Raw genomic sequence first — 13,278 nt, forward strand, 5'->3', positions numbered from 1 at the left:
TGGTTGGTTTTTTATTGGGGTTTCAACAAGCACAAAAATAATTAACGGCGGGCGCGGCCGAGGCCGAAGGTCAGGCCTAGCGCGGCCACCAACACCAGGCCTTTAACGAAGTCCTGGGTATAGAACGGCACGTTGAGCATGGTCAGACCGTTGAGCAGCACGCCCACAAAAATGGCGCCGACCAGCGTGCCCAGCACATTCGGCCGCCGCGCATCGAGCACGGCAAAACCGATCAGCGTGGCGCCAACGCTATCGAGCAATAAAGAGCTGCCGCCCGAGACATCGCCGCGGCCCACGCGCGCCGCAATGATCAAACCACCCAGCGCCGCCAGCGCGCCCGAGATCACATAGGCGGTGGTGCGATAGCGCGCGGTGGGCGCGCCCGCCAGCCGCGCCGCTTCTTCATTGCCGCCGGTGGCATAGAACACGCGGCCCCAGCGCGTGCGCTCCATCAGCGCCCACACCAACAAGACCAATACCGCCACCACCAGCACCGGCACCGGTATCCCCAGCCAACGCGCCCGGCCCAGCGCAAGAAAAGCCGGCGCGAACACGCCGCTGGCGCTACTGCCATCACGCAACATCAAGCCGCTGCTGATCGATTGGCCGCCGGTAGGAATCAACTGCAAGCCGCCCAGCAAAAACATGGTCGCCAAAGTCGCCAGCAAATCGGGAATACGCAAGCGCACCACCAGCAAGGCGTTGAACAAGCCGATCAGCACGCCGCTGCCCAGGCCAAAAAGCAAAGTCGGTGCCGCGCCCCACTGCCACACCACCATGGCGTAGCTACTGGCAATCAATGCGGTGGCGGCAGTGGCGCCGATCGATAGATCGAAACCCCCGGCGATGAGCGCGACGGTGACAGCCAGGCCCAGCAAGGCATCGACCGAAGTGCCTTGCAGAATGCTCAACAGATTGGCGGGCTGGATAAACGCCGGTTCGGCGCTGCTGAAACCGATAATCAAGAGGGCCAGCACGCCAAACAAGGCATAGCGGCGTAAACGTTCCAGCGCGCTGCGCCGAGGTGGTTGGGCCTGAGGCGGCGCCAGCGGCAGCGTGGCGGATTGGCTGGTCATAACGCGATTTCCGTATTCGCGGCGCGCACAGCGCCGGCAGGTGTGGGGGTAAGGCCAAGCGCAAAGCGCTCGAGGTTTTCCAGGTGCTCGATCAGCGAGCCGGCGCTGGCATGCGGACCGGGGTCGAACAGCGTGTGCTGGTCCATGATCAGCACGCGGTCGGCCACTTCGAGCGCCTCTTCAAGGTCGCTGGTGGCAAGCAAAACAGCGGTATCGGTGGCGGTGCGGATCGAGGCCACCAGATCATGCCGCGCGCCCACATCGACCCCCTGAAACGGCTCGTCCAGCAACAGCACGCGCGAAGGCATCGATTGCCAGCGCGCCAGCACCACTTTTTGCTGGTTGCCCCCGGACAGCAGATCAGGCGTGTCCTGCGGGCCCTGGCAGCGGATGCCCAGGCGGTCTATCCATAGCTGTGCAGTGGCGTCGAGTTGGCGCGGATTGATCCAGCCGCTACCAAACAAGCGGCGCAAATGCGGCAGCGCAATCAGATCGGCCAGGCGTGCGCCCAGGCTATCCACCGGCAAAAAACTGCTGCGCCAGCGATCCTCGCCCGCCATGAATACGCCTGCGGCGATGGCGTCGGCGGCGTGGCGCGGCTGCCACGCCTGGCCATCCAGCAAGGCACGGCCCGCATGCGCGCGCTGTAGACCAAACAAGGCCTGCAACAAGCTGGTTTTGCCCGCACCCAGATTGCCGGTCAGCGCGACGACTTCTCCGGCATGCAGATTCAGATCGAATGGCTTGCTGTCGGGCCGTAACTGGATTTGCTGAAGCGCCAGCCGCACAGGCGCGCCCGGCCTGACGGCGCTGTTTCTGGCGGGACGCGCAGGCAAATCGCTGCCAACCAGCGCGCGCACCGCGGCATCCAGATTCAGCGGCGCGGCAAAGTTACCGGCCACCCGGCCATTGCGCAGCACCACCGCGCGGTCGGCAATCCGACGTAAATCGGCGAGGCGGTGCGACACATACAAAATGGCCATTCCCGCCGCCCTCAGGCGTTCGATCATGGCAAACAAGCGCACCGACTCGGCTTGCGACAGGCTGGCGGTGGGCTCATCAAAAATGATCAGACGCGCTTTTTCATGCAGTGCCCGCGCCAGCGCCAGCAACTGGCGTTGCGCTGTGGTCAGATCGGCAAAGTCGGCATCCAGTGGCAGATCGGGCGCGATGTCAGCGGCAATGGCGGCGGCCTGCTGCTTGATCTGCGTCGGGCTGATGATGGCGGCGCTGCGAGCGCTGCACAAACGGCCCAGCAACAGGTTTTCGGCGACGCTGAGACCAGGCACGCCCAGTTGGCTGGTTTGCTGATGCACCGTAGCGACCCCGGCCATCATGGCCGCCCGCGGGCTGTCGAACCGCGTGGCGCTGCCCGCCCAGATCAGCTCCCCGGCATCAGCCTGGCTGGCCCCGGCAATAATCTTGACCAACGTGGATTTGCCCGCGCCGTTAGCGCCCATCAAAGCAACAACTTCGCCCGCGCTGACGCTCAGATCAACCCCATCCAGCGCGACAGTCGCGCCGAAACGTTTGCGGATCTGACGCAGTTGCAACAAGGGCGGCAATGCGGGAGGCAGGGTCATGCGGGTGGGCCGGAAATCGATCAGCGCACAGCCTAACCTGGTGGGCCATATTCCCGATAGGAATTAAATCTAATTTTTTAATGTCTTATTTGCATAATGAACATGCGTGACATCGGCTGGGCAGGAATGCCAAGCCATGACCATGCAGCGCTGACTCATAGGGTGGGTCTAGACCCACCACCAAAGTGGCACGCAAAACGACCATGCAAAGTGCCCTCTTGTGCTGGCTCACAAAGGTGTGAACCCAGGGTGCGGGCGTTAGTGGATAGCGTTGGGTGCTCTTGCTGGTGGCTTTGAGTGGTGGGTCTTGACCCACCGTATGAGGCAGTGGTTTGCGCAAAAGTGACGCGATCAGCAGGCGCCGCAGCTATTCACGGTCACGGCTCAGCAACCACGCCCACCCGATGTTGCGCAGCAACGAGGCAACCCCGCGTGCAAAACCCCAACCATTTCCTGAGCGGGCGAAGGTAGGCGACGCGCAGCGGCTCCGACTGAGCCTCGCGTCCGCGGAGCGGCAGCTGAAAACCCGGTTATGCAGACGGTCCGTTTCGGCTTTTGACCTACGGGCCCCCTAGCGAGCGAAGGATTCGCGAGTGGGGTCGCCTTTCTTTTGCTTACTTCTTCTTTGGCGAAGCAAAGAAAAGTAAGGTGCTCCCGGGCACCCCCGGGTATCTAAAATGCGCCGCAGGCTCAAGCGGTAAAAGGTTTGTTCAGTGCAAGCTGAACATCAAAACATGCGCCGCAGGCTAAGCGGTTAAAGGTTTACCAAACACCAGCCAAACAGCAACCGCACCGCAAGCCCTTCAAAAATTCCGCATACATTTGCCAGCACCCCGCCACTCCCGCTAGATTGGCCCGCCATCGCCAACGCAATCCCACATCCCGAGGCTTTGATGAATCTGATTCTCGAGAAAACCAGAGCGGTGACATTCTTCACCGACATGGCGCAAGTATTAGCAGCATCGCAGTTAAAGGCCGAGGACTACGACTGGTATATCAGCGATATCGCGTTCAATGGCGGCCCGGCCCACTTCAGCCGGGAAGATCAATGGATGACGGGCCCGGAACTCAAGGCCTTGCTGGCCCATCCGCCCTTCCAGTTTGAGTGGGCTGTTTTCAGTGCGGTCCAGCCCGGCGCACGTCCGCCTGTGCTCAATGCCCCATATGCGGATGGCAATCCGGACTACTGGCACGGCACAGAAATCCGCCCGCAGTTGCCGGGAGCCCTGTTTGAAATCGCTTGCTGGGACAACAGTGCCGTCATTCTGGTGGGTTTGCCAGACGCTGCCACTGCGGCCTTTCGGGCCACCTTTGCCGACGCAAAGCCCTTGCCAAGCACTGCACCTCGCGCCTGAGTCGCGCGCGTTAGCCAGCGTGTTAAAACTTCGGCCCCGCCGCCTGATCCACCAGCGCGCAATTGGCGTTGAAATCAGCAAAACCACTACTCAAACTGAGCGTGCCATTAACGCGATCAATCTTGATCCTGGGTTTGTTGAACAAGTTGAATTTAAGCGAGCCGGTGATTTCCTTATCGCCGATAAACGCATCGTTGAGCGCATACCACGCGTCTTTGCCATCGCTCATTACAGGCACCAGCGCAGGCGGCAATTTCAGGCGCACGCTGGCGTCGCCCAGTTCGACCGTGGCCGTGCCGGAAAACGGTTTGCGCACGGTGGTGTTGCTACTCGTGCTTTTGTCGATTTCGTGGGTTTTGTTGTTGTATTCCTGGCCGTTGGTGGTCTGCACATCGCTGACCGTGCCGCTGCCATTGCAGGCCAGCAGTTTGTCCTGAGCGTGAGCCGGACCGATGAGGCTGAGTACGCAGACGGCGAGCACAACGGGGGCGAGCTTCATGGCATGACCTTGCGCGTGGGCGGAGCCGACAGAATCGAGGAGGCTTCCCCCGCCGTCAATGCCCCTGCCTGCCCGGCTGCCGTCAGACCCCATCCTGAGCCCCCGCCCCGTGCTAGACCCCGGCCGCCTTGACCACTTGCGCCAGCACGGCAAACGCACGCGGGATTTCTTCATCCGGCACGCAGGCGTAGCCCAATAACAAGCCTTTTTGCCGCGCCGCGCCGCCGCTGTAATAGGCCGAGAGCGGGCGTGTGGCGATGCCTGCCGCCAGCGCGGCATGGGCAATCATCTGGTCGTCAATGTGATCGGGCAAGCTCAGCACCAGATGCAGCCCGGCTTCGTCACCATGCACCGGCCAGTCGGCGCCGAAATGCGCGGCAATCGCATGCATCAACAGCTCGCGCCGTTGCCCGTAAACATGGCGCATACGGCGGATGTGCGCGCCGAAATGGCCCTGCTCGATAAAGTCGGCCAGCACCGCTTGCTGCAAGGATTGGCCCTCCCGAAACAACTCAGCCAGCGCCAAGGCAAATGGTTCGGCCAAGGCGGGCGGCACCACCATATAGCCGACGCGCAGACCGGGATAGAGAATCTTGCCGAGGCTGCCGACATAGATGACGCGATCGGCTTCATCCATGCCCTGCAAGGCGCCGAGCGGGCGGCTGGCGTAGCGGAATTCGCTGTCGTAATCGTCTTCGATAATCCAGCTTTGTGTCTGCCGCGCGTACTCCAGCAACATGCGGCGGCGCGCCAGGCTCATTACCATGCCCAAGGGATACTGATGCGATGGCGTCACCAGCATCATGCGCGGCGGGCGCGCCAGATCGGCCTCGGTCGGGTTGATACCTTCGGCGTCCACAGCGATCGAACGCAGTTGCAGACCGGATGCCTGCATCACGCTGCGCACGCCCCAGTAACACGGGTCTTCGGTCCAGACTTCGTCGCCCGGATCGCTGAGCAAACGCACCGCCAGATCGACGGACTGATGGATGCCGGTGGTGATGATGACTTGCTCGGCATGGCAGCGCACGCCGCGTGCGCTACGCAGATATTCGGCCAGCACTTCGCGCAGCGGCATATGCCCGCCGGGTGGTGCGTAGCTGAGTAATTCGGGTTGCAGATTGCGCATGCGCCGCGATTGCAACCGGCCCCAGACATCGGTGGGAAAGCGCGTGACATCTGCCACGCCCGGCACAAATGCACCCCACTGCCGGCGCGATACCCCGGCCGCATTAAGCAAGCGACGCCCGCGTGCCGACAATGGCTCGGTTGATGCCGTGGGTTGCGGCAGAGTCACCCCGGCAAAACGGGTATCGGGCGTGCTATCGGCCACGAAAGTCCCGCTGCCGGTGCCCGCCTGGACATAGCCTTCCAGCGCCAGTTGTTCGTAGACCTGGATGACGGTATTGCGGCCTATGCCCAGCTCGGCGGCCAGCAGCCGCGATGACGGCAATTTGCGCCCCGGCGCCAGTTCGTGCAGCAGGATGGCCTGGCGTAGCGCGTCTTGTAGCTGGCGATACAAGGGCGCCACATCGGCTTTATCGATGCGATGGGCCAACCAGTCGGATAACAGGGCAGTACGCAAAGTGGTTCCCCATACAGGTAGAAAATGGCTCTTTTGTCAGGAACCGAAAGCCTACACCATTGCGCTCATTCCTTCACATCCAGAGCACGGCTCCCCGGAGAAACAACCATGTCACGTAACGCTGAACTGCTTGCCCGCAAAAACGCTGCCACCCCGCGTGGTGTGGGGGTGATGGCGCCGTTTTTTGCCAGCCGCGCTCAGAACGCCGAGCTGTGGGATGAGGAAGGCAATCGTTATATCGACTTTGCTGGCGGCATTGCCGTGCTCAATACCGGCCATGCCCATCCGGTGATCACCGCGGCGGTCAAAGCGCAGCTCGAAGCGTTTACGCACAGCTGTTATCAGGTGGTGCCGTATGCGTCGTATGTGGAACTGGCCGAGCGTCTGAACCAGATCACACCGGGCGACCATGCCAAAAAAACCGCCTTCTTTTCGACCGGGGCCGAAGCCGTCGAAAACGCCATCAAGATTGCCCGCGCCGCCACCGGCCGCAGCGGCGTAATCGCCTTTGCCGGTGGCTTTCATGGCCGCACCATGATGGGCATGGCGCTGACCGGCAAAGTGGCCCCGTACAAGATCGGCTTCGGGCCGTTTCCCGGCGAGGTGTATCACGCGCCCTTCCCCAATGCGCTGCATGGCGTGACGGTCGAGCAGTCGCTGCAGGCTTTGCATGATCTGTTCAAGACCAGCATCGAAGCCAAACGCGTGGCGGCCATCATCCTGGAACCGGTGCAGGGCGAAGGTGGTTTCTATGTGGCCCCGCCCGAATTCATGCAAGCGCTGCGCAGCCTGTGTGACGAGCACGGCATCGTGCTGATCGCCGATGAAATCCAGAGTGGCTTTGGCCGCACCGGCAAGCTGTTTGCCATGCAGCACTACGCCGTCGTGCCCGATTTGATGACCATGGCCAAGTCGCTGGCCGGTGGTTATCCGCTGTCGGCGGTAACCGGCCGCGCCGAGTTGATGGATGCACCCGCGCCAGGCGGTCTGGGTGGCACTTATGCCGGTAACCCGCTGGCGATTGCTGCAGCGCATGCGGTACTCGACCTGATGCAACACGATGCATTGCCCGCCCGCGGCCAGACCCTGGGCGAGCAGTTGGTGGCCACGCTGAATGAGCTGAAACCGGCGGTGCCGCAACTGGCCGAAGTGCGCGGCCTGGGCGCAATGATTGCTGCGGAATTTCTTGATCCCGCCAGCGGCAAGCCCGACGCCGCCTTTGCCAAAGCGGTGCAGACCTATGCGCTGGAACGCGGGCTGATTCTGCTGAGCTGCGGCGTGTATTCCAACGTGCTGCGCTTTTTGTTTCCGCTGACCATCGAACAAAATGTATTCGAAGAAGGTCTGGGTATTTTGAGCCAGGCACTGCAAAACGCAGCGTCCTACGCCTGATCCCCGACCGCATAAGGAGTAACGCCATGCAATTGAAAGACCCGTCCCTGCTGCGGCAGCAATGTTATGTCAACGGTGCGTGGATCGACGCCGATAATCACGAAACCGTGCCGGTCACCAATCCGGCCACCGGCGAGATCATCGCCCACATCCCCAAACTGGGTCAGGCAGAAACGCGGCGCGCCATCGAAGCCGCCCAGGCCGCATGGCCGGCCTGGCGTAGCAAAACGGCCAAGGAACGCGCGCAGATCCTGCGCAAGTGGAATGATTTGATGCTGGCCCATGTCGATGATCTGGCACTGATCCTGACCACCGAACAAGGCAAACCGCTGAGCGAAGCGCGCGGCGAAATCACCTACGCCGCCAGTTACATCGAATGGTTTGCCGAAGAAGCCCGCCGCATCGAAGGCGATATCATTGCGCCGCCCAGCAACGACCGGCGCATCCTGGTGTTAAAGCAGCCGATTGGGGTGACCGCCGCGATCACGCCGTGGAATTTCCCCGCTGCAATGATCACGCGCAAGGTCGGCCCGGCCTTGGCAGCAGGTTGCCCGATGGTGCTGAAGCCAGCCACGCAAACACCGCTGTCGGCGCTGGCGCTGGCCGTGCTGGCCGAGCGCGCGGGTGTACCGGCAGGCATTTTTAATGTGCTGACCGGCTCGTCCACCGAAATCGGCGGCGAGCTGACCGCCAGCCCCATCGTGCGCAAAATCACCTTTACCGGCAGCACCGAAGTCGGGGCCAAACTGATCGAACAAAGCGCCCCCACCATCAAGAAAATGTCGATGGAACTGGGCGGCAATGCGCCGTTTATTGTGTTTGACGATGCCGATCTGGATGCCGCGGTGCAAGGCGCCATCGCCAGCAAATACCGCAATAGTGGCCAGACTTGTGTGTGTGCCAATCGCTTGCTGGTGCAGGCTGGCGTTTACGATGCTTTCGCGCAGAAGCTGGCAGCGGCAGTCAACGCACTCAAGGTGGGCAACGGTGTGGATGACGGCGTGACGCAAGGTCCGCTGATCGATGACAAAGCCATCGCCAAGATTGAAGAACATATCGCCGATGCCACCGGCAAAGGCGCCCAGGTGCTCACCGGCGGCAAACGCCACGTCCTGGGCGGCACGTTCTTTGAGCCCACCATCCTGACCGGCGTGACCGCCGACATGAAAGTGGCGCGTGAAGAAACCTTTGGCCCACTGGCGCCCTTGTTCAAATTCGAGACGGAAGAACAAGCCATCGCCATGGCCAACGACACCGAGTTTGGCTTGGCCAGCTATTTCTATACGCGTGATCTGGGCCGGATTTTCCGGGTGGCGGAAGGTCTGGAATACGGCATGGTCGGGATCAATGCGGGGATTATTTCGTCCGAGGTCGCGCCCTTTGGCGGCGTCAAACAATCGGGCCTGGGCCGCGAAGGCTCGCGCTATGGCATCGAAGATTATCTGGAACTCAAGTATCTGTGCCTGGCAGGGCTGTAAGCCCAGCCGTGTGGCATAGGGTGGGTCAAGACCCACCACTCAAAGCCGCGTGCCAGGATCGCAGTCTCTGGCAATCACTTTGAGGGGTGGGTCTTGACCCACCGTATACACGTGCGGCATCGCATAGGGTGGGTCTGGACCCACCGCTCAAAGCCGGGTGCCAGGATCGCAGTCTGTGGAAATCGCTTTGAAGGGTGGGTCTTGACCCACCGTATACACGTGCGGCATCGCATAGGGTGGGTCTGGACCCACCGCTCAAAGCCGGGTGCCGGGATCGCAGTCTCTGGAAATCGCTTTGAAGGGTGGGTCTTGACCCACCCTATGCACGTGCGGCATCGCATAGGGTGGGTCTGGACCCACCAATCAAAGCCGGGTGCCAGGATCGCCGTCTCTGGTAATCGCTTTGAAGGGTGGGTCGCGCCGCAACTCGCCCGATGTCATCTGGCCCTGGCCATCAGCTCAAAGATCTCCGCCGCAATCTCATCCGGATGCGTTTCCAGCGCAAAGTGGCCGGTATTGAGCAGCACCACTTTGGCGTCCGGATTATCGCGTTGGTAGGCCTTGGCCCCTGCCGGAATAAAGAAGGGGTCATGCTCGCCCCAGACCACCAGCGTCGGCAGCTGATACTGGCGGAAAAACGCCTGGAACGCCGGGTAGAGTTTGAGGTTGTTGGCGTAATCCAGCGTCAGATCAAGCTGGATCTCTTTATTGCCCGGCCGTTGCATCAGCGCGTAATCCAGCGTCCAGGTTTCCGGCGCCAGCTTGCTGATATCGGGCACGCCATGCGTGTATTGCCAGCGCGTGCCTTCCAGCGTCAACACATTGTCGGCCACAAACTGGCGATGCTCCGGCGTCGGCTCGGCCCAGTAACGGCGGATCGGATCCCATGCGTCGCCCAGCCCTTCCTCATACGCATTGCCGTTCTGCGAAATCAACGCGGTAACCCGCTCCGGATATTTAAGCGCCAGGCGCAAGCCGGTCGGTGCGCCGTAATCAAAGATATACAAGGCGTAGCGCGTCAGCTGCAGCGCATCCACAAACGCCGCCAAGGTCTGCGCCAACGCATCGAAGGTATAGCGGTAATTGCGTTCAGCCGGGACGTCGGTAAACCCGAAGCCGGGCAGATCGGGCGCGATGACGCGATATTGCTGCGCCAGCCGCGGCATCAGTTCACGGAATTGCAGCGACGAGGTGGGATAACCGTGCAGCAACAGCAGCACCGGCGCGTGCTGCGGGCCAGCTTCGCGATAGAAAACGTCGACGCCATCGGCGGTGACGCTGTGATGGCGGACAAACAGATCGGCGTTGGATGGGGCAGTGGCAGTCATGGCGGCGCTCCTTGTGTAACCGGTTATAACCAAATTGATTGGTTACAGGATGCGACGGATTTTGTAACTGTTCAAGTTATTTTTTAAAGGTTACAATTTATGCCATCGTAAAACTCCGGACCAGTAGGCCATGCCCCTCGAAGCGCTCTTGATTGCCGACCACCCGGCGCTGGATATGCTGAATACGGTGATGAATATCGACGGCGCCGCCGTCGATACCTGGCAAAGCGACGCCGATGTCTTGCATTGGTTGGACAAGCTGGCGCTGCCCGGTCTGACGGTGCCGGCGACTCTACCGGGGGTGCTGATTGCGGCACGCAAGCTACGCGAAACCTGGCGTGGCATCGTCCAGCAAAAGCTTGCGGGCAAGGCACCCGATCTGCAGGCACTGGCACCATGGTTGGCTGAGGCACAACGCACGCTGCAGCTGTCGACCGGCCCCGCTGGCGCTATCGTGTTGGCAGCGCACTACCACCATGCCACGCCTGCGCAATTGCTGGCACCGCTGGCAGAAGCGGCAGCCGAGTTACTGGCAAATGGCGATTGGCAACTGGTGCGCCACTGCGAAGACCATAGCTGCAGCCTGATGTTTTATGACCGCACCAAAGCGCATCGGCGCCGCTGGTGCAGCATGGCGGTCTGCGGCAATCGCAATAAAGTGGCCAAATTCCGCCAACGCCAGCAGGCTTGAGCGGCGCGCCAGCCTGCCAGGCGGTGTTCCACCCGACACACACGCAGCCGGTTTATTCCACCGGTATCCACACCTCGGTATCGCCACTGGCGGTCTGTGGATCGTAATGCTCGCCGTAGCGCTCAAACGTCGGTGCTGGCACGGGGCGGTATTCCGGATGCACGGGCAGCCACTGGCGCCAGATTGCCTCCATGGTGTGGCCCAACAAGGTGGCGGCGCCTTCGTGCGTAAACACCAGATAGCGCTGCGGGGCCAGTTGCAAGGACGTCAGCTCCGCCGGGATGTCCGCGGCGCTGGCGAATTCGATACCGGCCATATACTCAAAACTGCCGTTGGCATTTGCCGGCAAACACACGCCATAAGCGACGAGGCCCGGCTGTCGGGCCAGCCGCTGCATCCAGGGGACAAAGCGTTGCCACAAGGCCGGGATATTCCCGATGCTGTTAAAGGTAAATTCGTCCTGCAAGCCCGCCAGCAACAGTGCGCGGCCCTGTTCCAGCCGCGGCTCAGCCAATGCCACAGGTGTATTTGATGCGGTCATACCCGGTCTCCGTGCTGACAAAATATCTCTGCACGTTATAGAGGCTGCCTGGCGCAAAACAAGCCGCATCTGTTAAGCCCCCACCTGCCTGCCCGCGTTGCCCACCCGCCCCGGGCCTACCAGGACACCTCCTGGCTGGGACCCTTTCTAGCTTTCAAGACGATCTCCGCCACGCAGAATGCACTTCATCGGCCGCCCACTACCGCACACGCAAACAACCTTGGCGGCCTACCTTGCGGAGTTACCCAAAATGAAAATCGTCAAAGCCCTCGCAATCGTTGCTACCCTGATCGGCGCTCAAAATGCTTTTGCCGTGACCACGCAAACCTCGCAATTCCAGGTTTCGCTGACACTGCAAGCTGCCTGCACCATCACTTCGTCGGCTTTGAACTTTGGCACGCAAGGTGTGCTGACCTCCGCCATCAACCAAAGCACTTCGCTGTCCGTTACCTGCACCAACTCGGCCCCGTACAGCATTGGCCTGGATGCCGGTAACGTCACAGGCTCGGCCGTATCCAGCCGTCTGCTGCAAGCCGGTGCCGGTGGCCCGACCGTAGCATTCCAGCTGTACAAAGATTCCAGCCGCTCGCAAATCTGGGGCAACACCGTCGGTGTGGATGCAGCCACCGGCGTAGGCAACGGCTCGGCCCAGACCATCTCGGTCTATGGCCAGATCGCGCCGCAAAGCACCCCGGCAGCAGGCACGTATTCCTCGACCATCACCGCCACGATCTCGTTCTAAGCGGGTGGTTAGCGCCGGTTTGATCCCGGACCGGTTGCACCAGATTTGTAGCAAGCCCGAACGGCCCGCACGCGTGGCCCGGGCGCTAATACCGAACTCACTACGCAAGGTGGGATGAGCAGGGGCAGTACCGCAGTGACAGAAGGCCAGTCTGGGGGGACTGGCCTTTTTTATCGACGTGGAACGCGCATGTAAAAATGGCCGCATTGCTTGCGGCCATTCTGCGTTTTGCTGCCCGATGGCGCAGTCGCTTACATTCGACCCACCGCGCGGTAAACCACGCGTTGGCGGCCATGCAGCTGGCGGTGGCGCACCCACCATGCGGCGGTGGTGGCCAGCGTGCCGAGCAAGCCGCCCCAAGCCCAATCGGCCATCAGCCAGTCCGACGACACGGCTTTGAGCGTACCCATATGTGCCAGCAGATAACCGCCCTGCACCACCAACCCATACACGCAGCCGAGTGCAGCGGCATTGCGCCAGCGGGGCTGGTCCAGCGCCGGGATGATAGCCAGCAGCAACAGCACCAGCGGGTAATGATCCAGATTGATATCGCTACGCACCGGCACCGCCCGCTGCCATAGCGTTGGCACGCCCAGCGTGAAGTCATAACCAAACAGACCCAGCCACAGCAGATTGAGCAACATGGCCGCCGCCAGCACCGCCGCACAGGCAATGGCGTAACGATGAAAGTGGCTCAGGCGGATGCGGGGATCGCTGTCGAGGCGGGCGGGTGCGGTCATTTTATGGCTCCAGCGCAGGGGCGCGGGTTGCGGTGGTCGATGGCTGTACTTTAGTCAAGCACTGGCCCGCGCTGCATCGGCGGGATTGCGCGCCTGGATGTGGGCCTTTATAGCGAGATCGCGATGAATATTTGCGGCGGCGTGTCAGTGCTGTCACCTATGCTGTCAGTGGTGCGCCGACAGGACTATCCGCAGCGCGCCGCTTAAGGCCAGCCGCCGCGCCAACCAGAATACGGCCTGAAGATGTGGCCGCGCGCCTGGCGCCGGA

General features: G+C 61.6%; 12 protein-coding genes. 5 read left to right on the forward strand and 7 right to left on the reverse strand.

Features of this window, described 5'->3' with window-relative positions:
• Window positions 1-41: 41 nt before the first annotated feature.
• Window positions 42-1,076 (reverse strand): ABC transporter permease, encoded by a 1,035-nt coding sequence (locus ACYQ1A_RS11300; protein WP_499362121.1) that lies wholly within the window; start codon window positions 1,074-1,076, stop codon window positions 42-44.
• Window positions 1,073-2,659 carry a sugar ABC transporter ATP-binding protein gene (locus ACYQ1A_RS11305; protein ID WP_499362122.1) on the reverse strand — a complete coding sequence of 529 codons (1,587 nt, stop codon included), beginning with the start codon at window positions 2,657-2,659 and terminating at the stop codon, window positions 1,073-1,075. Before ACYQ1A_RS11305 ends, ACYQ1A_RS11300 begins: the two co-directional genes overlap by 4 nt.
• Before the next feature lie 893 nt (window positions 2,660-3,552).
• Here ACYQ1A_RS11305 and ACYQ1A_RS11310 point away from each other — a divergent pair.
• The gene (locus ACYQ1A_RS11310; RefSeq protein ID WP_062225919.1) at window positions 3,553-4,014 is read left to right on the forward strand and encodes a hypothetical protein; all 462 of its coding nucleotides are present in this window, start codon (window positions 3,553-3,555) and stop codon (window positions 4,012-4,014) included.
• 22 nt (window positions 4,015-4,036) lie between these two features.
• On the opposite strand, the gene ACYQ1A_RS11315 is transcribed toward ACYQ1A_RS11310, so the two are convergent.
• Both ACYQ1A_RS11315 and pdxR read right to left on the reverse strand, forming a co-directional pair.
• Window positions 4,037-4,513, reverse strand: coding sequence for a hypothetical protein (locus ACYQ1A_RS11315; RefSeq protein WP_062225921.1), 477 nt, complete (start codon window positions 4,511-4,513; stop codon window positions 4,037-4,039).
• Between the two features lie 112 nt (window positions 4,514-4,625).
• Window positions 4,626-6,098, reverse strand: coding sequence for a MocR-like pyridoxine biosynthesis transcription factor PdxR (gene pdxR / locus ACYQ1A_RS11320; RefSeq protein ID WP_499362123.1), 1,473 nt, complete (start codon window positions 6,096-6,098; stop codon window positions 4,626-4,628).
• A gap of 108 nt (window positions 6,099-6,206) precedes the next feature.
• On the opposite strand from pdxR, the gene gabT reads away from it, so the two are divergent.
• Both gabT and gabD read left to right on the forward strand, forming a co-directional pair.
• Complete coding sequence (gene gabT, locus ACYQ1A_RS11325; protein ID WP_499362124.1) at window positions 6,207-7,490, forward strand: 4-aminobutyrate--2-oxoglutarate transaminase; 1,284 nt, start codon at window positions 6,207-6,209, stop codon at window positions 7,488-7,490.
• Window positions 7,491-7,516: 26 nt separating this feature from the next.
• Entirely contained in the window at window positions 7,517-8,968 is a 1,452-nt protein-coding gene (gabD, locus tag ACYQ1A_RS11330) for an NADP-dependent succinate-semialdehyde dehydrogenase (RefSeq protein WP_499362125.1), read from the forward strand.
• 437 nt (window positions 8,969-9,405) lie between these two features.
• On the opposite strand, the gene ACYQ1A_RS11335 is transcribed toward gabD, so the two are convergent.
• Window positions 9,406-10,296, reverse strand: a complete 891-nt coding sequence (locus ACYQ1A_RS11335) for an alpha/beta fold hydrolase (RefSeq protein WP_499362126.1) — start codon at window positions 10,294-10,296, stop codon at window positions 9,406-9,408.
• Window positions 10,297-10,426: 130 nt separating this feature from the next.
• On the opposite strand from ACYQ1A_RS11335, the gene ACYQ1A_RS11340 reads away from it, so the two are divergent.
• Window positions 10,427-10,987: a CGNR zinc finger domain-containing protein gene (locus ACYQ1A_RS11340; RefSeq protein ID WP_062225292.1), complete on the forward strand. Its 561-nt coding sequence runs from the start codon at window positions 10,427-10,429 to the stop codon at window positions 10,985-10,987.
• 52 nt (window positions 10,988-11,039) lie between these two features.
• Here the strand turns inward: ACYQ1A_RS11340 and ACYQ1A_RS11345 are convergent, their stop codons facing one another.
• A complete protein-coding gene (locus ACYQ1A_RS11345; RefSeq protein ID WP_062225293.1) occupies window positions 11,040-11,528 on the reverse strand; it encodes a GyrI-like domain-containing protein in 489 nt (162 codons plus the stop codon).
• A gap of 250 nt (window positions 11,529-11,778) precedes the next feature.
• Here ACYQ1A_RS11345 and ACYQ1A_RS11350 point away from each other — a divergent pair, with 250 nt between their 5' ends.
• On the forward strand, window positions 11,779-12,270 hold the full coding sequence (locus ACYQ1A_RS11350) for a Csu type fimbrial protein (RefSeq protein ID WP_499362127.1): 492 nt from the start codon (window positions 11,779-11,781) through the stop codon (window positions 12,268-12,270).
• A gap of 251 nt (window positions 12,271-12,521) precedes the next feature.
• On the opposite strand, the gene ACYQ1A_RS11355 is transcribed toward ACYQ1A_RS11350, so the two are convergent.
• Entirely contained in the window at window positions 12,522-13,010 is a 489-nt protein-coding gene (locus tag ACYQ1A_RS11355; protein WP_499362128.1) for a DUF2177 family protein, read from the reverse strand.
• Window positions 13,011-13,278: the final 268 nt, after the last annotated feature.

Source organism: Silvimonas sp. JCM 19000, from assembly GCF_054652575.1.